Source organism: Escherichia sp. Marseille-Q3837 (assembly GCF_916618735.1).
Lineage (GTDB): Bacteria > Pseudomonadota > Gammaproteobacteria > Enterobacterales > Enterobacteriaceae > Escherichia > Escherichia ruysiae.
This window is the reverse complement of record NZ_CAKAKC010000001.1, coordinates 3,575,263-3,593,294: the sequence shown is the minus strand read 5'-3', so window position 1 is coordinate 3,593,294 and position 18,032 is coordinate 3,575,263. Positions and strand designations below refer to the sequence as shown.

22 protein-coding genes and 2 pseudogenes are annotated in these 18,032 nt (G+C 47.9%); 20 read left to right on the top strand and 4 right to left on the bottom strand.

Features of this window, described 5'->3' with window-relative positions; genetic code table 11:
* Positions 1-152 precede the first annotated feature (152 nt).
* Positions 153-1,655, bottom strand: a complete 1,503-nt coding sequence (locus LG381_RS17385; protein ID WP_000195116.1) for a DUF4041 domain-containing protein — start codon at positions 1,653-1,655, stop codon at positions 153-155.
* Between the two features lie 812 nt (positions 1,656-2,467).
* Here LG381_RS17385 and LG381_RS17380 point away from each other — a divergent pair.
* The 9 genes from LG381_RS17380 (at position 2,468) to LG381_RS17340 (ending at position 5,883) form a co-directional block, all read left to right on the top strand.
* A complete protein-coding gene (locus LG381_RS17380) occupies positions 2,468-3,076 on the top strand; it encodes a P22AR C-terminal domain-containing protein (protein WP_000211451.1) in 609 nt (202 codons plus the stop codon).
* A gap of 235 nt (positions 3,077-3,311) precedes the next feature.
* A complete protein-coding gene (locus LG381_RS17375) occupies positions 3,312-3,821 on the top strand; it encodes a hypothetical protein (protein ID WP_000990010.1) in 510 nt (169 codons plus the stop codon).
* Between the two features lie 96 nt (positions 3,822-3,917).
* On the top strand, positions 3,918-4,019 hold the full coding sequence (locus tag LG381_RS17370) for a hypothetical protein (RefSeq protein WP_072841938.1): 102 nt from the start codon (positions 3,918-3,920) through the stop codon (positions 4,017-4,019).
* Positions 4,016-4,471 carry a DNA base-flipping protein YbcN gene (gene ybcN / locus LG381_RS17365; protein WP_001053027.1) on the top strand — a complete coding sequence of 152 codons (456 nt, stop codon included), beginning with the start codon at positions 4,016-4,018 and terminating at the stop codon, positions 4,469-4,471. The genes LG381_RS17370 and ybcN overlap by 4 nt, the downstream gene beginning before the upstream one ends.
* On the top strand, positions 4,471-4,641 hold the full coding sequence (locus LG381_RS17360; protein ID WP_000224914.1) for a NinE family protein: 171 nt from the start codon (positions 4,471-4,473) through the stop codon (positions 4,639-4,641). Before ybcN ends, LG381_RS17360 begins: the two co-directional genes overlap by 1 nt.
* On the top strand, positions 4,634-4,924 hold the full coding sequence (locus LG381_RS17355) for a DUF1364 domain-containing protein (RefSeq protein ID WP_113409899.1): 291 nt from the start codon (positions 4,634-4,636) through the stop codon (positions 4,922-4,924). Before LG381_RS17360 ends, LG381_RS17355 begins: the two co-directional genes overlap by 8 nt.
* Positions 4,921-5,283, top strand: coding sequence for a crossover junction endodeoxyribonuclease RusA (gene rusA / locus LG381_RS17350; protein WP_225762694.1), 363 nt, complete (start codon positions 4,921-4,923; stop codon positions 5,281-5,283). The genes LG381_RS17355 and rusA overlap by 4 nt, the downstream gene beginning before the upstream one ends.
* Positions 5,280-5,420, top strand: a complete 141-nt coding sequence (locus LG381_RS17345; protein WP_032139865.1) for a YlcG family protein — start codon at positions 5,280-5,282, stop codon at positions 5,418-5,420. Before rusA ends, LG381_RS17345 begins: the two co-directional genes overlap by 4 nt.
* Before the next feature lie 85 nt (positions 5,421-5,505).
* Entirely contained in the window at positions 5,506-5,883 is a 378-nt protein-coding gene (locus LG381_RS17340; protein WP_001204777.1) for an antiterminator Q family protein, read from the top strand.
* A gap of 155 nt (positions 5,884-6,038) precedes the next feature.
* Here LG381_RS17340 and LG381_RS17335 read toward each other — a convergent pair whose 3' ends face one another.
* The gene (locus LG381_RS17335) at positions 6,039-6,563 is read right to left on the bottom strand and encodes a lipocalin family protein (protein ID WP_000780582.1); all 525 of its coding nucleotides are present in this window, start codon (positions 6,561-6,563) and stop codon (positions 6,039-6,041) included.
* Positions 6,564-6,755: 192 nt separating this feature from the next.
* Between LG381_RS17335 and LG381_RS17330 the strand changes: the two are divergent.
* A pseudogene (locus tag LG381_RS17330) lies at positions 6,756-7,262 on the top strand (DUF523 domain-containing protein); the annotation flags it as partial.
* A gap of 12 nt (positions 7,263-7,274) precedes the next feature.
* On the opposite strand, the gene LG381_RS17325 reads toward LG381_RS17330, so the two are convergent.
* Positions 7,275-8,503, bottom strand: a protein-coding gene (locus LG381_RS17325; protein ID WP_225762693.1) for an IS3 family transposase whose coding sequence is annotated in 2 segments (ribosomal slippage) — positions 7,275-8,188 and positions 8,188-8,503 — 1,230 coding nt in all. Because the reading frame shifts where the segments join, the coding sequence is not laid out codon by codon here.
* Between the two features lie 92 nt (positions 8,504-8,595).
* On the opposite strand from LG381_RS17325, the pseudogene LG381_RS17320 reads away from it, so the two are divergent.
* The 5 genes and pseudogenes from LG381_RS17320 to rzoD all read left to right on the top strand — a co-directional run.
* Positions 8,596-9,051 (top strand): annotated as a pseudogene (locus LG381_RS17320) (YbgA family protein); the annotation flags it as partial.
* 351 nt (positions 9,052-9,402) lie between these two features.
* Positions 9,403-10,134 carry a helix-turn-helix domain-containing protein gene (locus tag LG381_RS17315; protein ID WP_001146308.1) on the top strand — a complete coding sequence of 244 codons (732 nt, stop codon included), beginning with the start codon at positions 9,403-9,405 and terminating at the stop codon, positions 10,132-10,134.
* Positions 10,135-10,322: 188 nt separating this feature from the next.
* Entirely contained in the window at positions 10,323-10,538 is a 216-nt protein-coding gene (essD, locus tag LG381_RS17310) for a phage lysis protein EssD (protein WP_000839582.1), read from the top strand.
* A complete protein-coding gene (rrrD, locus tag LG381_RS17305) occupies positions 10,538-11,035 on the top strand; it encodes a lysozyme RrrD (protein ID WP_001135296.1) in 498 nt (165 codons plus the stop codon). The genes essD and rrrD overlap by 1 nt, the downstream gene beginning before the upstream one ends.
* Positions 11,036-11,251: 216 nt before the next feature.
* Positions 11,252-11,434 (top strand): prophage lysis lipoprotein RzoD, encoded by a 183-nt coding sequence (gene rzoD, locus LG381_RS17295; protein ID WP_001228695.1) that lies wholly within the window; start codon positions 11,252-11,254, stop codon positions 11,432-11,434.
* 90 nt (positions 11,435-11,524) lie between these two features.
* On the opposite strand, the gene iss is transcribed toward rzoD, so the two are convergent.
* Entirely contained in the window at positions 11,525-11,818 is a 294-nt protein-coding gene (iss, locus tag LG381_RS17285; protein WP_000738421.1) for an increased serum survival lipoprotein Iss, read from the bottom strand.
* A gap of 667 nt (positions 11,819-12,485) precedes the next feature.
* Here iss and LG381_RS17280 point away from each other — a divergent pair.
* Genes LG381_RS17280 through LG381_RS17260 form a run of 5 tightly spaced genes read left to right on the top strand, consistent with a single transcriptional unit; the run spans position 12,486 to position 18,032 of the window.
* The gene (locus LG381_RS17280; protein WP_000453587.1) at positions 12,486-13,031 is read left to right on the top strand and encodes a DNA-packaging protein; all 546 of its coding nucleotides are present in this window, start codon (positions 12,486-12,488) and stop codon (positions 13,029-13,031) included.
* A complete protein-coding gene (locus tag LG381_RS17275; protein WP_001519677.1) occupies positions 13,006-14,931 on the top strand; it encodes a phage terminase large subunit family protein in 1,926 nt (641 codons plus the stop codon). The genes LG381_RS17280 and LG381_RS17275 overlap by 26 nt, the downstream gene beginning before the upstream one ends.
* Positions 14,928-15,134 carry a phage head-tail joining protein gene (locus LG381_RS17270; RefSeq protein WP_069916482.1) on the top strand — a complete coding sequence of 69 codons (207 nt, stop codon included), beginning with the start codon at positions 14,928-14,930 and terminating at the stop codon, positions 15,132-15,134. The genes LG381_RS17275 and LG381_RS17270 overlap by 4 nt, the downstream gene beginning before the upstream one ends.
* Entirely contained in the window at positions 15,131-16,732 is a 1,602-nt protein-coding gene (locus tag LG381_RS17265; RefSeq protein ID WP_225762692.1) for a phage portal protein, read from the top strand. The genes LG381_RS17270 and LG381_RS17265 overlap by 4 nt, the downstream gene beginning before the upstream one ends.
* Positions 16,713-18,032 carry a S49 family peptidase gene (locus tag LG381_RS17260; RefSeq protein WP_167824378.1) on the top strand — a complete coding sequence of 440 codons (1,320 nt, stop codon included), beginning with the start codon at positions 16,713-16,715 and terminating at the stop codon, positions 18,030-18,032. Before LG381_RS17265 ends, LG381_RS17260 begins: the two co-directional genes overlap by 20 nt.

Here is an 18,032-nt window from a genome sequence, read left to right as displayed (position 1 = left end):
TGCAGGGATCTAATCACCGGAGAGTCGTTCCATTTGTCTTATGATTACCTGAAGTCCGTTAGTTCGTTGGTAATCACCGTTTTTGTTAGAGAAGTAAGCATCGCTGACAAAATATTCTCAACGATGCCTGCTTTATTGCTACTACAAATTAATTAAATTGCATCTGCAAACTCTGGGGTTTTTCGCTCAGGTATAATTGATGAGTTGCTGTTGTCACTTTTTTTATTTTCATGATTACGAATAGCCAATGACTCATTAAAGTCTTTTGCGACTGCTGTCTCAATAAATTCAATTTCTGAATCAGAGTGTTTTTTAACAGCTTCTTTGATCTCATCCAGAGTAACATAGAAAAACTCTTTTCTACGATTTACAAGATTGACTCTCTTTTTATCGAAGACATCATGTAGTTTTTTTTCTAATGATGGAGCGTCCTCCGAATAAATCATGGCATGTACATCAAAAATAAAAGGAACAGATGCATCACCGAGCTCATTTACACGGTCTTGCGGATCAAGACGTCGTGTCATGCCTATTTTATAAACATTCTCCCCAAAAGAACCTATGTTCGAAATAATATAAACATGACCTTGTTTGGTTTGTTGTGCCATGGATAATGCTCTTTGATGCTTTGATTCAGCCTGCGACAAACTCTGTTCTAGTTCGGCAATGCGATTTTCGAGGCGCTGCTTCATGTCACCAGTAACTTTTTCCATTTCCTTTCTTGCAGCTTCAATTGCTTTTTTATAACGGCGCTCTTCTGCCTCTGCGTCTTGCATGGCCTTTTCTATTTCTCGTTGTGCACGCTCCTCCTCTCTCATTTGTGCCCTTATTTCTGCCTGTTCTTCTTTTTCTTTCTGTTTTTGCTCACGATATTCATGGGTAAGCCACAATTCCTCAAGTTTTTTATTGAGGTATTTAGTGTTTATATATATGTGATTTTGCTCGTTTAGTTTATTTATGGCCTCAAATGCCTTTGTGATGCGTTCTTCCATTTTAGTGATGTTTTTCCACGTGCAATTGCTAATTGCAGCATCACATTCATTATTAAATGCTCTAGTAGTTAGCCTGATATTTCTGTCTGTCATTTTTTTACCCTCTGCTCGAGAGCCTTCAACAGTCCATTGGGTTGTACAATATACTGCGCCAGAGTGGGTTTTATCCCGCAGCATTAATTTCTGTTCATCCCTGATGGATTTTATTTTGTTTTTAAATTGCTCTGAATCTTCAAAATTAAAATGAGGTTCGTAAAATCCTAGTTCGGCTAGCTCAACATCTTCTGAATAAATAGAAATTTGCCTTACTAGTTTATCATATATTTCTTTCTTCTCTTTATAAGTTCTTCTTAGCTCTTGGATTTGTTTATTGATACCATCCATTTTTTCAATGGTGTTTGTTAGTTCATTATTGGCATTTTCTTTTACTTTTAGGGATTCTTCTTTTATTATGGAGCATTCTTGCTCTGTTTTCTCAATAAGCTTCTTACATTCTTCTTCTACATTAAAATAATCTGCAAAGCGAGATTTGTATTCTTCATTTTTTTGATTGCTATCACTTAATTCTAATTGTATTTTTTTGATGCGTTTGATTGCAGCTATATAAAGAACAAGAACAACCAATAAAAATATGATTGCAAGTAATAGAGGAGTTTGAGTCATTCGTGCTATTCCTTACGGACAATTTAAGACGTTTTGTATTAAATCCTGTTCAATGTGTATGCGGGTGATTGCTACCGCTTACAATCTTCATAATTATCAGTTAGATAGACTCGCTAGTAAATAATTTCATTTTTTGCAATATTCTTATTGAATATTTCAATTTATGAAATGAACTCTTTATCCTTTCAAGGCGAAAGGTTTCTTCTTCGGAAATATTTGCTCTCGTGTGACGTATAAAGACCTTTGATTTTCAAAAATCAGTAGGGAATAATATAGTTACTGTCGGCCTGAACACCCGGTGGTGGGGTTGCGCTAAACGGGGACGTTTATGCGCACACACAATCCAAACTCTCATCTCCATTCACAGATGCAGAAATGCACCTACGATTTTTTACATTCGGTGTTTTACTTCGACAGCCAGAATTGGGAGTCTCTATTCGTCTGGCGGCTAAAGGTGATATGGAAATCGTTATGTTTTGGCCTGAGGTAGTTGTAACTGTTGTAGCAGCTATGGCTGTGATCATCATGGTGTCCATTTACTGGGGTTGACGACATGATTTATCCGGCGCTATATTCTGTGCGTTGCCGCAAAATCGGCACACGGGATTGGCGTCCCGGGATACTACTCAACGCATACCGCGTTAAGCGGTTTTTTTGTGCGCTAAGCACGGCTATGCCCAAATTATGGTGGGCTGTGTGAGGGCTTCTTCGGAAGCGCCGGGTTTGAGTAGCCGGTTACGCCAACCTTACACAGTTCACCACCAGTCGATTGGCGTCGTTGGTGGTGATGGTTAACCTGATGAGGTGATACTATGACTACTCAATTAGCATTCCACAAAACGACGTTTACCCCGATTTGCCACAATAACAGAATTTGGCTTACTGCCACTGAAGTTGGTTTAGCACTGGAATATGCGGACGATAAAGCAGTTCAGCGCATTTACTCTCGGCACTCAGATGAATTCACAGATATGATGACAAGGGTGGTCAAAGTGACCACCCCTCGTGGAATGCAGGAGTCTCGAGTATTTAGCCTTCGCGGAGCCCATTTGATCGCCATGTTTGCTCGTACTCCTGTGGCCAAAGAATTCCGCCGCTGGGTTCTGGATATTCTCGATCGAGAAGTTCAACAATCCCCAATCACAAAACAATTCACTGATAACGAACTTTGCACACTCGCCTGGTTATGGCGAGCAAGTGATACGATGTTAACCGCCTGCCAGAACGTTACGCCCCTTCTTCAGGTCGCAGAGCATCGCGAAGCAGGTAGATTCACTTCAATCGAACAAGAATATCCTCGGATACTCAACAGGGCGCGAGAAATCCTTGCCAGAGAAACGGCGCATGTAAAATTCCAACCGTGGCAGGATGATAAGTGGAGTCGTGTGTTACCATATTTCCGTCAGAATCTGTTGCAATAAAGTCACTAGTTAGAAATACTGCCAGCATTCTGCGATGACGGAAGTGCTGGCATTTTTTTTGGTAATGTGCGAGTCCATTTCATAAAATACGGGTACTGGAACTGGACGATATAATCTAAAAGATACCATTATCAGTAGCATTAAAATCGCTATGTGCCGATACGGATATAAATTATATTGATTGTTCACATACCTTATTGGATATTACTGAGGGGTGTTTATATAAGGTGTAACGATGATGTGGAACTTTGACAGTGCCGACTTAAGTGCAATAGCAGCAGGCATTTCTGCGTTTGGCACATTAGCCGCAGCGGGGTCGGCGCTTGCAAGTTGGTGCACGTCAAAAAAAGCGCTGCAGCTACAAAATAGAGTTTACCTTTATGAGTCTTTAAAGGCTTGCGCTGAGAGAGCCAATTCATCAGCTAAAGATAAGCGCGGATCTGAATGGAGCGTTAATGATGCAGCGGATATCATCAGGTGCCTAGTACGGGCGATGGAGCTCATCAAGCAGGATAGCCAGCAGAAAGAAGGTAATCAGGCATTAATGTTGAAACAGTACTTTGTTAATCTGCTAATAATGGAACTGTACGAGGAAGTTCATAACGGTGATGCGGCTGATTCTGTTTTTAAAAGTACGGAACCTACACAAGTACTTGATAACTTATGGAGCAAATGGCAGGAGGCTATAGCTTTTTTTGATATTTGGAATTACCCAGTTGCGACTGAGGAAGACTTGGCAGACTAATTTTCAGCACATTTGATTTCCAATAATCAACCAGCCATAATCATGCCATTGGAGCTTGAACAACTCCGGTGACTTCTGCGCTAAACGGGGACGTTTATGCGCACATACAATCCAAACTCTCTTCTCCCTTCACAGATGCAGAAATGCACCTGCGATATTTTGCATCCAGCGTTTGATCTCTGCGGAGGTGAAGCGTGAACCTCCCACAAGATGGTATCAAATTGCATCGCGGTAACTTCACCGCTATCGGTCGGCAGATCCAGCCTTATCTGGAGGACGGCAAATGCTTTCGCATGGTGCTTAAACCGTGGCGCGAGAGACGCAGTCTTTCCCAGAATGCACTCAGCCACATGTGGTACAGCGAAATCAGTGAATACCTCATCAGCAAGGGTAAAACGTTCGCCACTCCAGCTTGGGTAAAAGATGCTCTCAAACACACATATCTCGGTTATGAAACCAAAGACCTGGTTGATGTCGTAACCGGTGATATCACCACTATCCAGTCGTTACGCCATACCTCCGATCTTGATACCGGAGAGATGTATGTCTTCCTCTGTAAGGTTGAAGCCTGGGCGATGAATATTGGCTGCCACCTGACTATTCCGCAGAGCTGCGAGTTCCAGCAGCTCCGCGACAAGCAGGAGGCGTAATGGCTACACCGCTTATTCGTGTCATGAACGGACACATCTACAGAGTACCAAATCGTCGTAAGCGTAAGCCTGAGCTGAAGCCATCCGAAATACCAACACTGCTAGGGTATACCGCCAGCCTGGTTGATAAAAAATGGTTGCGACTGGCAGCAAGGAGGAATCATGGCTGATTTGAGAAAAGCAGCGCGTGGTCGGGAATGCCAGGTAAGAATCCCTGGCATATGTAATGGCAACCCTGAAACGTCTGTACTGGCACATATCCGGCTGGCTGGATTGTGTGGCACCGGTACCAAACCGCCAGACCTGATTGCCACCATTGCATGTTCTGCCTGTCACGATGAGATCGACCGTCGCACGCATTTTGTTGACGCTGGATATGCAAAAGAATGCGCGCTGGACGGTATGGCGAGAACACAGGTTATCTGGCTGAAAGAGGGGGTTATTAACGCGTGAATACCTACAGCATCACATTACCCTGGCCTCCGAGCAATAATCGCTATTACCGCCATAATCGCGGGCGCACGCACGTCAGCGCAGAGGGACAGGCATACCGCGATAACGTCGCTCAAATCATTAAAAACGCAATGCTGGATATCGGCCTGGCTATGCCAGTGAAAATCCGCATTGAGTGTCACATGCCGGATCGCCGTCGCCGTGACCTGGATAATCTGCAAAAAGCCGCTTTTGACGCACTCACTAAAGCAGGTTTCTGGCTGGATGATGAGCTGGTCGTTGATTACCGCGTTGTGAAGATGCCTGTTACCAAAGGTGGGAGGCTGGAACTGACCATCACCGAAATGGGGAATGAATGATGTTTGAGTTTAATATGGCAGAATTTCTTCGCCACCGCTGGGGGCGTCTGCGCTTATATCGTTTCCCCGGTTCTGTTTTGACCGATTACCGAATACTGAAGAATTACGCCAAAACCCTGACAGGAGCAGGAGTATGAAGTCAGAGATAACAATCAACTAATACTGTTTTGTTGATTTTTGCTTGTAATTGGCGTTCTGGTCTGATTTTTGTGGAGTAAGTTGATGCGTGATATTCAGATGGTTCTTGAGCGTTGGGGAGCGTGGGCGGCTAATAATCATGAAGATGTGACCTGGTCGTCCATTGCCGCCGGTTTTAAGGGATTAATTCCTTCAAAAGTAAAATCTCGCCCGCAATGTTGTGACGATGACGCGATGATCATTTGCGGGTGCATGGCCCGTCTGAAAAAGAACAACAGCGATTTGCATGATTTATTGGTGGACTATTATGTCGGCGGCATGACTTTTATGGCGCTTGCACGTAAGCATGGGCGATCTGATTGTTGGGTTGGCAGGATGCTCCAGAAAGCTGAGGGCGTAGTGGAGGGTATGCTGATGGTGTTGGATCTCCGATTGGAGATGGATGCTGATTGTTCGAAATAATTAAAGGAAAAGTTGCTGTCTGATTGTCATTAGTCTAACATTTTAAATGTTGGAATCGCAACGTAGTTATTATCATATAACAGCTTGTTTCCTGATTTAGCCAGCCTCCCCAAAGGCTGGTTTTTTTCTAATAAGTATCATTTCGGGTAGGGATTTTATTGTTTAACCCATAATAATTCATTGACATTGAATCCCAACTTTTGAGCGGTTCGCACATAGTCTGCTTTTACTTTATCTGGAATAGTTGAGGTCCTTGCCAGAATCCATAGGTATTCTCTGTTCGGACCACTGACAAGAGCATACTTATACTCATCATCCAGTTTGATTACATTATAGCCACCATAGAAGGGGCCAAAAAACGAAACCTTCAACGCTGCAGTTTTAGTATCTCCAGTAAAGTATGCTTTACCTTCGCTCTCGCTCCATTTATTTTTCGTTGGATCGTATCCACGGTTAAGTACACGAATCCCTCCGTCGTTCCGTTTTCCATAAGTAGCGCTGACCTGTTCCAGACCACGTTCGAACCGGTTCTCGAGGCGAGCTATTTCATACCATTTTCCGAGGTAGCGGTTGGCGTCAAAATTTGTAATCGGCTGCACACCTTTAGGTGGTGTCGGGGCCTTACATGCTATAAGAGTGAAAGAGAGCGCAATGCCAGTCAACACAGGCCATAACTTCATAATAAATCCTGTACTTTTGATAGTTGAGAGTAAGTATGAAAGATAGATGATTACGACCGATCACTTAAAGAACTTTCATACTATATTAGGAATAGTCCATAACAGAAAAATTGTCAGTGATGACGCCAGAAAGGCAATTTATTCCGTGCACTACACAGTTTATGTGTTAATGAATTAGTCAAGGGGGAGGATATGATAAAAAAACCTGTGATTGGAATCAGCGGTTGTTTGGCCGGTTCTGCTGTTCGTTTTGATGGTGGTCACAAAAGAGCTGACTTTTTAATGGACAAATTAGTGGAATGGGTAACATTCAGACCAGTATGTCCGGAAATGGCTATAGGGCTGCCAGTTCCGCGTCCTGCTCTACGTCTTGTGCGCTCGACGCAAGGAAATATACGGATGTGTTTCAGCCACGACCAGAATGAGGATGTGACAGAGAGAATGACAGAGTTTAGTCGTTCTTATATGGACAAATTAAAGGATGTATCGGGGTTTGTGGTTTGTGCTAAATCTCCCAGCTGTGGCATGGAGCGCGTGCGTGTCTATGATGAAAATGGTAATCGAGGTCGTAAAGATGGAGTGGGACTATTTACGAGCACTTTGATGGAAAAGTTTTCCTGGCTACCGGTTGAAGAGGATGGGCGATTACATGATCCAGTGCTTCGTGAGAATTTTGTTGAAAGAGTTTTTGCTTTGCATGTGGATTTGCCCCTATATTTCCAGACACCTGTTATCACTTAACCCATTACTGGCTTGCTGCCGTAGATATTCCCGTGGCGAGCGATAACCCAGTGCACTATGCGGATGCCATTCGTTATAATGCTCGAATGCCTCTGCAAGGTTCTTTGCTGCCGTTAACCCGTCTGGTTTGGGCATGACACTGATGTAGTCACGCTTTATCGTTTTCACGAAGCTCTCTGCTATGCCGTTACTCTCCGGACTCCGCACCGCCGTGTTCTTCGGTTCAAGCCCCAACATCCGGGCAAACTGCCGTGTTTCATTAGCCCGGTAGCATGAACCATTATCCGTCAGCCACTCTACTGGAGACGCCGGAAGCTCGTTGCCGAAACGGCGTTCCACCGCTCCCAGCATGACGTCCTGTACTGTTTCACTGTTGAAGCCGCCCGTAGTGACCGCCCAGTGCAGTGCCTCACGGTTACAGCAGTCCAGCGCGATCGTGACTCGCAGTTTTTCTCCGTTATCACAGCGCAACTCGAACCCGTCAGAGCACCATCGCTGATTACTTTCTTTCACAGCCACTCTGCCGGTATGTGCCCGTTTCGATGGCGTTACAGCGGGTTTTCGCTCAAGCAACAGAGCATTCTGGCGCATGATCCGGTAAATACGTTTGGCATTGATCGCAGGCATACCATCAAGTTCGGCCTGTCTGCGAAGCAGCGCCCATACCCGACGATAACCATATGTGGGCAGCTCTCCGATAACATGGTGTATACGGAGAAGCACATCCGTATCATCTGAGTGACGGCTGCGGCGACCATCTTTCCAGTCATCGGTTCGTCTGAGAATGACGTGCAACTGCGCACGCGACACCCGGAGACAACGGCTGACTAAGCTTACTCCCCATCCCCGGGCAATAAGGGCGCGTGCGCTATCCACTTTTTTGCACGCCCGTATTCAACGGCTTCTTTAAGGAGTTCATTTTCCATCGTTTTTTTGCCGAGCAGGCGCTGGAGTTCTTTAATCTGCTTCATGGCGGCAGCAAGTTCAGAGGCAGGAACGACCTGTTCTCCTGCGGCCACAGCAGTAAGACTTCCCTCCTGGTATTGCTTGCGCCAGAGAAATAACTGGCTGGCTGCCACACCGTGTTGCCGGGCAACAAGGGAGACTGTCATTCCCGGTTCAAAACTCTGCTGAACAATAGCGATCTTTTCCTGTGTAGTACGCCGTCTGCGTTTCTCCGGTCCTAAGACATCAATCATCTGCTCTCCAATGACTAGTCTAAAAACTAGTATTAAGACTATCACTTAAATAAGTGATATTGGTTGTCTGGAGATTCAGGGGGCCAGTCTAACATGAGCTCAATCACCTTTACAAGGAGAAATTATCAAGAAGAGAGTTATTAGCTTTTCATAGTCGTTATAAGCTTCAGTTGTTGGCGCATAGTCAGGCAGGCTATAAAGATATGGGACCATTTGTGGCTGCAATACACGAGTGGGCGGACCTTGAATCATACTTTGAGGTGTATCGTGATAAGCTGATGGCGATTCTCAGAAAACCTGCATCACGTAAAAATCACACGAATGTGCTGATGCATATACAGGGGTATTTTAGTAACTACTTAAGTACACGCCAGCGTAAAGAGTTGAGCGAGGTTATACTTAACTATCGTTCTGGCACATTACCTCTTCTTGCGCCGTTGACTCTGCTGAAGCATTATCTGGGTGAGTATCCTAATGATTACTTGCTTACACAGAATTACTTCGATCCCTATCCGGACGAACTGGCTCTAAGACTGATGGTAAATTAATTGTATGCGATATCATCCAAAAGGATGAGTTCCTGCATGCAGGATATTTACAATCGTAAAAACTACACTATGATACCCAGAGTGTCAGTTTGTATAAAAACTCTGTTTACGCTGAAGAAACCATTGAGATGCAACTTAAAGTTGGTAAACATGCCAGTCAAAATATATAATATTATGATTCCACGCAGCTATATATAATATAACAGATTGGTTTAATAATTTGTCTTTGTGAGTTAAATACATAATTTTATACTTGTGATGCAATGAGATTTTCCTTATTGTTGAACTGGCGAATATTGATTTTCCACCTATACTTACCTGGTGTAACCCCAATGATATCAGGTGGATAATATGCCATACATATGTTCTATCATTTTGGTGTTGAACTCGTTTGATGTCCGAATTGGTAAAGAAGATATTTTGTTTAAAAAAGGAAGTGCTGTTCTCATTGATTACAATTTAAAAGATTTTTTTTCATCAAATATAGATCATGTAATGATCGTAGATGTTGAAGAGAAAACAGTTAATGATTTCTTTAAAAGCAACACACTCTCACCTTTTTCTGTAAGAAGGTTTTATCCGGCATACTTGATGGTGGAATGTGAAGATTTTTCATTGTTAAAGAACTTGATTGCATGCTTGAATTGTGATGGCAGAACTGTGGATTTTGTTAGAAATCAAATATCACTTGCATGTCTTGCTATCTTATCTTCAGAGAAAATAGTGCAAAGTTTTTTATTTGGATGTCTTAATAGTTTAGGAAGTAAAGTTAAGGCTATTATTCACACGGATATATCTGCAGCATGGAGACTTTGTGATATATCTTCAAGACTGTATCTGAGTGAAAGTCTGTTAAAAAGAAAATTAAAGCACGAAGGCTTATCATTTAGTAAATTAATTCTTGAAGAGCGAATGGTGATGGCGGAAAGGTTATTAAGCTACAATTTATATTCTGTTGGAAAAGTTGCTGAGATATGCGGTTATGAAAATACGTCATATTTTGTAAGTGTTTTCAGAAGATATTTTGGTGTTCCTCCCCATCAATATTCATCAAGATTTTTTTTAGAAAAAGACATGATGTAACGTGATGCGTTTTAATGATTTTGTAATTTTCGTATTTGATAATTGTATGATGCTTTCAGCTACGCCAGAATAATCGCTGGCGTTTTTCTTTTTGAATAGATGTTCAAGCCTTACGCTAATGTAACTTCTATACCTTTCCTCTTCGTTCCGAACCGTGTACACCATCCGTTATTTGCGGAGGTGAGGCTATGAAATCCATGGATAAGTTAACAACGGGCATTGCCTACGGCACCTCCGCAGGCAGTGCTGGCTACTGGTTTTTACAGCTGCTCGATAAAGTCACGCCCTCACAGTGGGCAGCAATAGGTGTGCTGGGTAGCTTGGTATTTGGCTTGCTGACGTACCTGACAAACCTTTATTTCAAGATTAAAGAAGATAAGCGCAAGGCTGCGAGAGGTGAATAATGCCTCCATCATTACGAAAAGCCGTTGCTGCTGCTATTGGTGGCGGAGCAATTGCTATAGCATCAGTGTTAATCACTGGCTCAAGTGGTAACGATGGTCTGGAGGGTGTCAGCTACATACCATACAAAGATATTGTTGGTGTATGGACTGTATGTCACGGGCATACAGGAAAAGACATCATGCTCGGTAAAACGTATACCAAAGCAGAATGCAAAGCACTCTTGAATAAAGACCTTGCCACTGTCGCCAGACAAATTAACCCGTACATCAAAGTCGATATACCGGAAACAACGCGCGGCGCTCTTTACTCATTCGTTTACAACGTGGGTGCTGGCAATTTCAGAACATCGACGCTTCTTCGCAAAATAAACCAGGGCGATATCAAAGGCGCATGTGATCAGCTACGTCGCTGGACATATGCTGGCGGTAAGCAATGGAAAGGTCTCATGACTCGTCGTGAGATTGAGCGTGAAATCTGTTTGTGGGGTCAGCAATGAACAGAGTAACCGCGATTATCTCCGCTCTGGTTATCTGCATCATCGTCTGCCTGTCATGGGCTGTTAATCATTACCGTGATAACGCCATTACCTACAAAGCCCAGCGCGACAAAAATGCCAGAGAACTGAAGCTGGCGAACGCGGCAATTACTGACATGCAGATGCGTCAGCGTGATGTTGCTGCGCTCGATGCAAAATACACGAAGGAGTTAGCTGATGCGAAAGCTGAAAATGATGCTCTGCGTGATGATGTTGCCGCTGGTCGTCGTCGGTTGCACATCAAAGCAGTCTGTCAGTCAGTGCGTGAAGCCACCACCGCCTCCGGCGTGGATAATGCAGCCTCCCCCCGACTGGCAGACACCGCTGAACGGGATTATTTCACCCTCAGAGAGAGGCTGATCACTATGCAAAAACAACTGGAAGGAACCCAGAAGTATATTAATGAGCAGTGCAGATAGAGCTGCCCATATCGATGGGCAACTCATGCAATTATTGTGAGCAATACACACGCGCTTCCAGCGGAGTATAAATGCCTAAAGTAATAAAACCGAGAAATCCATTTACGAATGTTTGCTGGGTTTCTGTTTTAACAACATTTTCTGCGCCGCCACAAATTTTGGCTGCATCAACAGTTTTCTCCTGTCCAATTCCCGAAACGAAGAAATGATGGGTGATGGTTTCCTTTGGTGTTACTGCTGTCGGTTTGTTTCCAACAGTAAACGTCTGTTGAGCACATCCTGTAATAAGCATTGCCAGAGCGGCAGAAAACAACATTTTTTTCATCTTATTATCCTGCATTGTTAAAAACGGCAGAATCCTATGTGACAACAATTAAACGATAGTTAAATGGATTGATGAAAATTAAAACTATATAGGTGGATGCTCAGCCTATTGGAGGAGGGGGGGGCACTCAGAATCCTGTGGAATGAAATAAACCGCTCTATCTGTCCATTACCCTTTTAGCTGCGCTGTATCGTCGCCGTATTCCCGCATTAACCATGACCGTAGCCCGACGGGGAATTCCTTCTGCGTGAGTGTGCGGGAATAATCAAAAACGATGCACACCGGGTTTTTACCGCGTTTATGGTTCGCGGGGGTGTCCCTCATGCTCGCCAGTCCTGTGCGGGGGTGGAAGAAACAGGACGTGTATTCAGGTCTGTGTGACTGTGGTCGCAAGACTTTTGTCGTTCAGCTATTAAATCCCATTACGAAGTAGACCAGAACGGCCAACGGGTCCTTTCCGGCGATCCGACAGGTTACGGGGCGGCGACCTCGCGGGTTTTCGCTATTTATGAAAATTTTCCGGTTTAAGGCGTTTCCGTTCTTCTTCGTCATAACTTAATGTTTTTATTTAAAATACCCTCTGAAAAGAAAGGAAACGACAGGTGCTGAAAGCGAGCTTTTTGGCCTCTGTCGTTTCCTTTTTCTGTTTTTGTCCGTGGAATGAACAATGGAAGTCAACAAAAAGCAGCTGGCTGACATTTTCGGTGCGAGTATCCGTACCATTCAGAACTGGCAGGAACAGGGAATGCCCGTTCTGCGAGGCGGTGGCAAGGGTAATGAGGTGCTTTATGACTCTGCCGCCGTCATAAAATGGTATGCCGAAAGGGATGCTGAAATTGAGAACGAAAAGCTGCGCCGGGAAGTTGAAGAACTGCGGCAGGCCAGCGAGACAGATCTCCAGCCAGGGACTATTGAGTACGAACGCCATCGACTTACGCGTGCGCAGGCCGACGCACAGGAGCTGAAAAATGCCAGAGACTCCGCTGAAGTGGTGGAAACCGCATTCTGTACTTTCGTGCTGTCGCGGATCGCAGGTGAAATTGCCAGTATTCTCGACGGGATCCCCCTGTCGGTGCAGCGGCGTTTTCCGGAACTGGAAAACCGACATGTTGATTTCCTGAAACGGGATATCATCAAAGCCATGAACAAAGCAGCCGCGCTGGATGAACTGATACCGGGGTTGCTGAGTGAATATATCGAACAGTCAGGTTAACAGGCTGCGGCATTTTGTCCGCGCCGGGCTTCGCTCACTGTTCAGGCCGGAGCCACAGACCGCCGTTGAATGGGCGGATGCCAATTACTATCTCCCAAAAGAATCCGCATACCAGGAAGGGCGCTGGGAAACACTGCCCTTTCAGCGGGCCATCATGAATGCGATGGGCAGCGACTACATCCGTGAGGTGAATGTGGTGAAGTCTGCCCGTGTCGGTTATTCCAAAATGCTGCTGGGTGTTTATGCCTACTTTATAGAGCATAAGCAGCGCAACACCCTTATCTGGTTGCCGACGGATGGTGATGCCGAGAACTTTATGAAAACCCACGTTGAGCCGACCATCCGCGATATTCCGTCGCTGCTGGCGCTGGCTCCGTGGTATGGCAAAAAGCACCGGGATAACACGCTCACTATGAAGCGTTTTTCCAATGGTCGTGGCTTCTGGTGCCTGGGCGGTAAAGCGGCAAAAAACTACCGTGAAAAGTCGGTGGATGTGGCGGGTTATGATGAACTTGCTGCCTTTGATGAGGATATTGAACAGGAAGGCTCTCCGACGTTCCTTGGCGACAAACGTATTGAAGGCTCGGTCTGGCCAAAGTCCATCCGTGGCTCCACGCCCAAAGTGAGAGGCACCTGCCAGATTGAGCGTGCAGCCAGTGAATCCCCGCATTTTATGCGTTTTCATGTTGCCTGCCCGCACTGCGGGGAGGAGCAGTATCTTAAATTTGGCGACAAAGAGACGCCGTTTGGCCTCAAATGGACGCCGGATGACCCCTCCAGCGTGTTTTATCTCTGCGAGCATAATGCCTGCGTCATCCGCCAGCAGGAGCTGGACTTTACTGATGCCCGTTATATCTGCGAAAAGACCGGGATCTGGACCCGTGATGGCATTCTCTGGTTTTCGTCATCCGGTGAAGAGATTGAGCCGCCGGACAGTGTGACCTTTCACATCTGGACGGCGTACAGCCCGTTCACCACCTGGGTGCAGATTGTCAAAGACTGGATGAAGACGAAAGGGGATACGGGAAAACGTAAAACCTTCGTGAACACCACGCTCGGTGAGACATGGGAAGCGAAAATTGGCGAACGTCCGGATGCTGAGGTGATGGCGGAGCGGAAAGAGCATTATTCAGCGCCCGTTCCTGACCGTGTGGCTTACCTGACCGCCGGTATCGACTCCCAGCTGGACCGCTACGAAATGCGCGTATGGGGATGGGGGCCGGGTGAGGAAAGCTGGCTGATTGACCGGCAGATTATTATGGGCCGCCACGATGATGAACAGACGCTGCTGCGTGTGGATGAGGCCATCAATAAAACCTATACCCGCCGGAATGGTGCAGAAATGTCGGTATCCCGTATCTGCTGGGATATTGGCGGGATTGACCCGACCATTGTGTATGAACGCTCGAAAAAGCATGGGCTGTTCCGGGTGATCCCCATTAAAGGGGCATCCGTCTACGGAAAGCCAGTGGCCAGCATGCCACGTAAGCGAAACAAAAACGGGGTTTACCTTACCGAAATCGGTACGGATACCGCGAAAGAGCAGATTTATAACCGCTTCACACTGACGCCGGAAGGGGATGAACCGCTTCCCGGTGCCGTTCACTTCCCGAATAACCCGGATATTTTTGATCTGACCGAAGCGCAGCAGCTGACTGCTGAAGAGCAGGTCGAAAAATGGGTGGATGGCAGGAAAAAAATACTGTGGGACAGCAAAAAGCGACGCAATGAGGCGCTCGACTGCTTCGTTTATGCGCTGGCGGCGCTGCGCATCAGTATTTCCCGCTGGCAGCTGGATCTCAGTGCACTGCTGGCGAGCCTGCAGGAAGAGGATGGTGCAGCAACCAACAAGAAAACACTGGCAGATTACGCCCGTGCCTTATCCGGAGAGGATGAATGACGCGACAGGAAGAACTTGCCGCTGCCCGTGCGGCACTGCATGACCTGATGACAGGTAAACGGGTGGCAACAGTACAGAAAGACGGACGAAGGGTGGAGTTTACGGCCACTTCCGTGTCTGACCTGAAAAAATATATTGCAGAGCTGGAAGTGCAGGCCGGCATGACACAGCGACGCAGGGGACCTGCAGGATTTTATGTATGAAAACGCCCACCATTCCCACCCTTCTGGGGCCGGACGGCATGACATCGCTGCGCGAATATGCCGGTTATCACGGCGGTGGCAGCGGATTTGGAGGGCAGTTGCGGGCGTGGAACCCACCGAGTGAAAGTGTGGATGCAGCCCTGCTGCCCAACTTTACCCGTGGCAATGCCCGCGCAGACGATCTGGTACGCAATAACGGCTATGCTGCCAACGCCATCCAGCTGCATCAGGATCATATCGTCGGGTCCTTTTTCCGGCTCAGTCATCGCCCAAGCTGGCGTTATCTGGGCATCGGGGAGGAAGAAGCCCGTGCCTTTTCCCGCGAGGTTGAAGCGGCATGGAAAGAGTTTGCCGAGGATGACTGCTGCTGCATTGACGTTGAGCGAAAACGCACGTTTACCATGATGATTCGGGAAGGTGTGGCCATGCACGCCTTTAACGGTGAACTGTTCGTTCAGGCCACCTGGGATACCAGTTCGTCGCGGCTTTTCCGGACACAGTTCCGGATGGTCAGCCCGAAGCGCATCAGCAATCCGAACAATACCGGCGACAGCCGGAACTGCCGTGCCGGTGTGCAGATTAATGACAGCGGCGCGGCGCTGGGATATTACGTCAGCGAGGACGGGTATCCTGGCTGGATGCCGCAGAAATGGACATGGATACCCCGTGAGTTACCCGGCGGGCGCGCCTCGTTCATTCACGTTTTTGAACCCGTGGAGGACGGGCAGACTCGCGGTGCAAATGTGTTTTACAGCGTGATGGAGCAGATGAAGATGCTCGACACGCTGCAGAACACGCAGCTGCAGAGCGCCATTGTGAAGGCGATGTATGCCGCCACCATCGAGAGTGAGCTGGATACGCAGTCAGCGATGGATTTTATTCTGGGCGCGAACAGTCAGGAGCAGCGGGAAAGGCTGACCGGCTGGATTGGTGAAATTGCCGCGTATTACGCCGCAGCACCGGTCCGGCTTGGAGGCGCAAAAGTGCCGCACCTGATGCCGGGTGACTCACTGAACCTGCAGACGGCTCAGGACACGGATAACGGCTACTCCGTGTTTGAGCAGTCACTGCTGCGCTATATCGCAGCCGGGCTGGGTGTCTCGTATGAGCAGCTTTCCCGGAATTACGCCCAGATGAGCTACTCCACGGCACGGGCCAGCGCGAACGAGTCGTGGGCGCACTTTATGGGACGGCGAAAATTCGTCGCATCCCGTCAGGCGAGCCAGATGTTTCTGTGCTGGCTGGAAGAGGCCATCGTTCGCCGCGTGGTGACGTTACCTTCAAAAGCGCGCTTCAGCTTTCAGGAAGCCCGCAGTGCCTGGGGGAACTGCGACTGGATAGGCTCCGGTCGTATGGCCATCGATGGTCTGAAAGAAGTACAGGAAGCGGTGATGCTGATAGAAGCCGGACTGAGCACCTACGAGAAAGAGTGCGCAAAACGCGGCGACGACTATCAGGAAATTTTTGCCCAGCAGGTCCGTGAAACGATGGAGCGCCGCGCGGCTGGTCTTAAACCGCCCGCCTGGGCGGCTGCGGCATTTGAATCCGGGCTGCGACAATCAACAGAGGAGGAGAAGAGTGACAGCAGTGCTGCGTAATCTCCCGCATATTGCCAGCATGGCCTTTAATGAGCCGCTGATGCTTGAACCCGCCTATTCGCGGGTTTTCTTTTGTGCGCTTGCAGGCCAGCTTGGGATCAGCCGCCTGACGGATGCGGTGTCCGGCGACAGCCTGACTGCCGGAGAGGCACCCGCGACGCTGGCGTTAGCCGGTGATGGTGACGGACCACGACAGGCCCGCAGTTATCAGGTCATGAACGGCATCGCCGTGCTGCCGGTGTCCGGTACGCTGGTCAGCCGGACGCGGGCGCTGCAGCCTTATTCGGGGATGACCGGTTACAACGGCATTATCGCCCGTCTGCAACAGGCTGCCAGTGACCCGATGGTGGACGGCATTCTGCTCGATATGGACACGCCCGGCGGAATGGTGGCAGGGGCATTTGACTGCGCTGACATCATCGCCCGTGTGCGTGACATAAAACCTGTATGGGCGCTGGCCAACGACATGAACTGCAGTGCAGGTCAGCTGCTTGCCAGCGCCGCCTCCCGGCGTCTGGTCACGCAGACCGCCCGGACAGGCTCCATCGGCGTCATGATGGCTCACAGTAATTACGGTGCTGCGCTGGAGAAACAGGGCGTGGAAATCACGCTGATTTACAGCGGCAGCCATAAGGTGGATGGCAACCCCTACAGCCATCTTCCGGATGACGTCCGGGAGACACTGCAGTCCCGGATGGACGCAACCCGCCAGATGTTTGCGCAGAAGGTGTCGGCATATACCGGCCTGTCCGTGCAGGCTGTGCTGGATACAGAGGCTGCAGTGTACAGCGGTCAGGAGGCCATTGATGCCGGACTGGCTGATGAACTTGTTAACAGCACCGATGCGATCACCGTCATGCGTGATGCACTGGATGCACGTAAATCCCGTCTCTCAGGAGGGCGAATGACCAAAGAGACTCAATCAACAACTGTTTCAGCCACTGCTTCGCAGGCTGACGTTACTGACGTGGTGCCAGCGACGGAGGGCGAAAACGCCAGCGCGGCGCAACCGGACGTGAACGCGCAGATCACCGCAGCGGTTGCGGCAGAAAACAGCCGCATTATGGGGATCCTCAACTGTGAGGAGGCTCACGGACGCGAAGAACAGGCGCGCGTTCTGGCAGAAACCCCCGGAATGACCGTGGACACGGCCCGCCGCATTCTGGCCGCAGCACCACAGAGTGCACAGGCGCGCAGTGATACTGCGCTGGATCGTCTGATGCAGGGGGCACCGGCACCGCTGGCTGCAGGTAACCCGGCATCTGATGCCGTTAACGATTTGCTGAACACACCAGTGTAA

Excerpts from the sequence above, each read along its gene's own strand:
- LG381_RS17385 (WP_000195116.1), bottom strand. The coding sequence starts at position 1,655 with ATGACTCAAACTCCTCTATTACTTGCAATCATATTTTTATTGGTTGTT.
- LG381_RS17380 (WP_000211451.1), top strand. The coding sequence starts at position 2,468 with ATGACTACTCAATTAGCATTCCACAAAACGACGTTTACCCCGATTTGC.
- LG381_RS17375 (WP_000990010.1), top strand. The coding sequence starts at position 3,312 with ATGATGTGGAACTTTGACAGTGCCGACTTAAGTGCAATAGCAGCAGGC.
- LG381_RS17370 (WP_072841938.1), top strand. The coding sequence starts at position 3,918 with ATGCGCACATACAATCCAAACTCTCTTCTCCCTTCACAGATGCAGAAA.
- LG381_RS17360 (WP_000224914.1), top strand. The coding sequence starts at position 4,471 with ATGGCTACACCGCTTATTCGTGTCATGAACGGACACATCTACAGAGTA.
- LG381_RS17355 (WP_113409899.1), top strand. The coding sequence starts at position 4,634 with ATGGCTGATTTGAGAAAAGCAGCGCGTGGTCGGGAATGCCAGGTAAGA.
- LG381_RS17345 (WP_032139865.1), top strand. The coding sequence starts at position 5,280 with ATGATGTTTGAGTTTAATATGGCAGAATTTCTTCGCCACCGCTGGGGG.
- LG381_RS17340 (WP_001204777.1), top strand. The coding sequence starts at position 5,506 with ATGCGTGATATTCAGATGGTTCTTGAGCGTTGGGGAGCGTGGGCGGCT.
- LG381_RS17335 (WP_000780582.1), bottom strand. The coding sequence starts at position 6,563 with ATGAAGTTATGGCCTGTGTTGACTGGCATTGCGCTCTCTTTCACTCTT.
- LG381_RS17315 (WP_001146308.1), top strand. The coding sequence starts at position 9,403 with ATGCCATACATATGTTCTATCATTTTGGTGTTGAACTCGTTTGATGTC.
- essD (WP_000839582.1), top strand. The coding sequence starts at position 10,323 with ATGAAATCCATGGATAAGTTAACAACGGGCATTGCCTACGGCACCTCC.
- rrrD (WP_001135296.1), top strand. The coding sequence starts at position 10,538 with ATGCCTCCATCATTACGAAAAGCCGTTGCTGCTGCTATTGGTGGCGGA.
- rzoD (WP_001228695.1), top strand. The coding sequence starts at position 11,252 with ATGCGAAAGCTGAAAATGATGCTCTGCGTGATGATGTTGCCGCTGGTC.
- iss (WP_000738421.1), bottom strand. The coding sequence starts at position 11,818 with ATGAAAAAAATGTTGTTTTCTGCCGCTCTGGCAATGCTTATTACAGGA.
- LG381_RS17280 (WP_000453587.1), top strand. The coding sequence starts at position 12,486 with ATGGAAGTCAACAAAAAGCAGCTGGCTGACATTTTCGGTGCGAGTATC.
- LG381_RS17270 (WP_069916482.1), top strand. The coding sequence starts at position 14,928 with ATGACGCGACAGGAAGAACTTGCCGCTGCCCGTGCGGCACTGCATGAC.
- LG381_RS17265 (WP_225762692.1), top strand. The coding sequence starts at position 15,131 with ATGAAAACGCCCACCATTCCCACCCTTCTGGGGCCGGACGGCATGACA.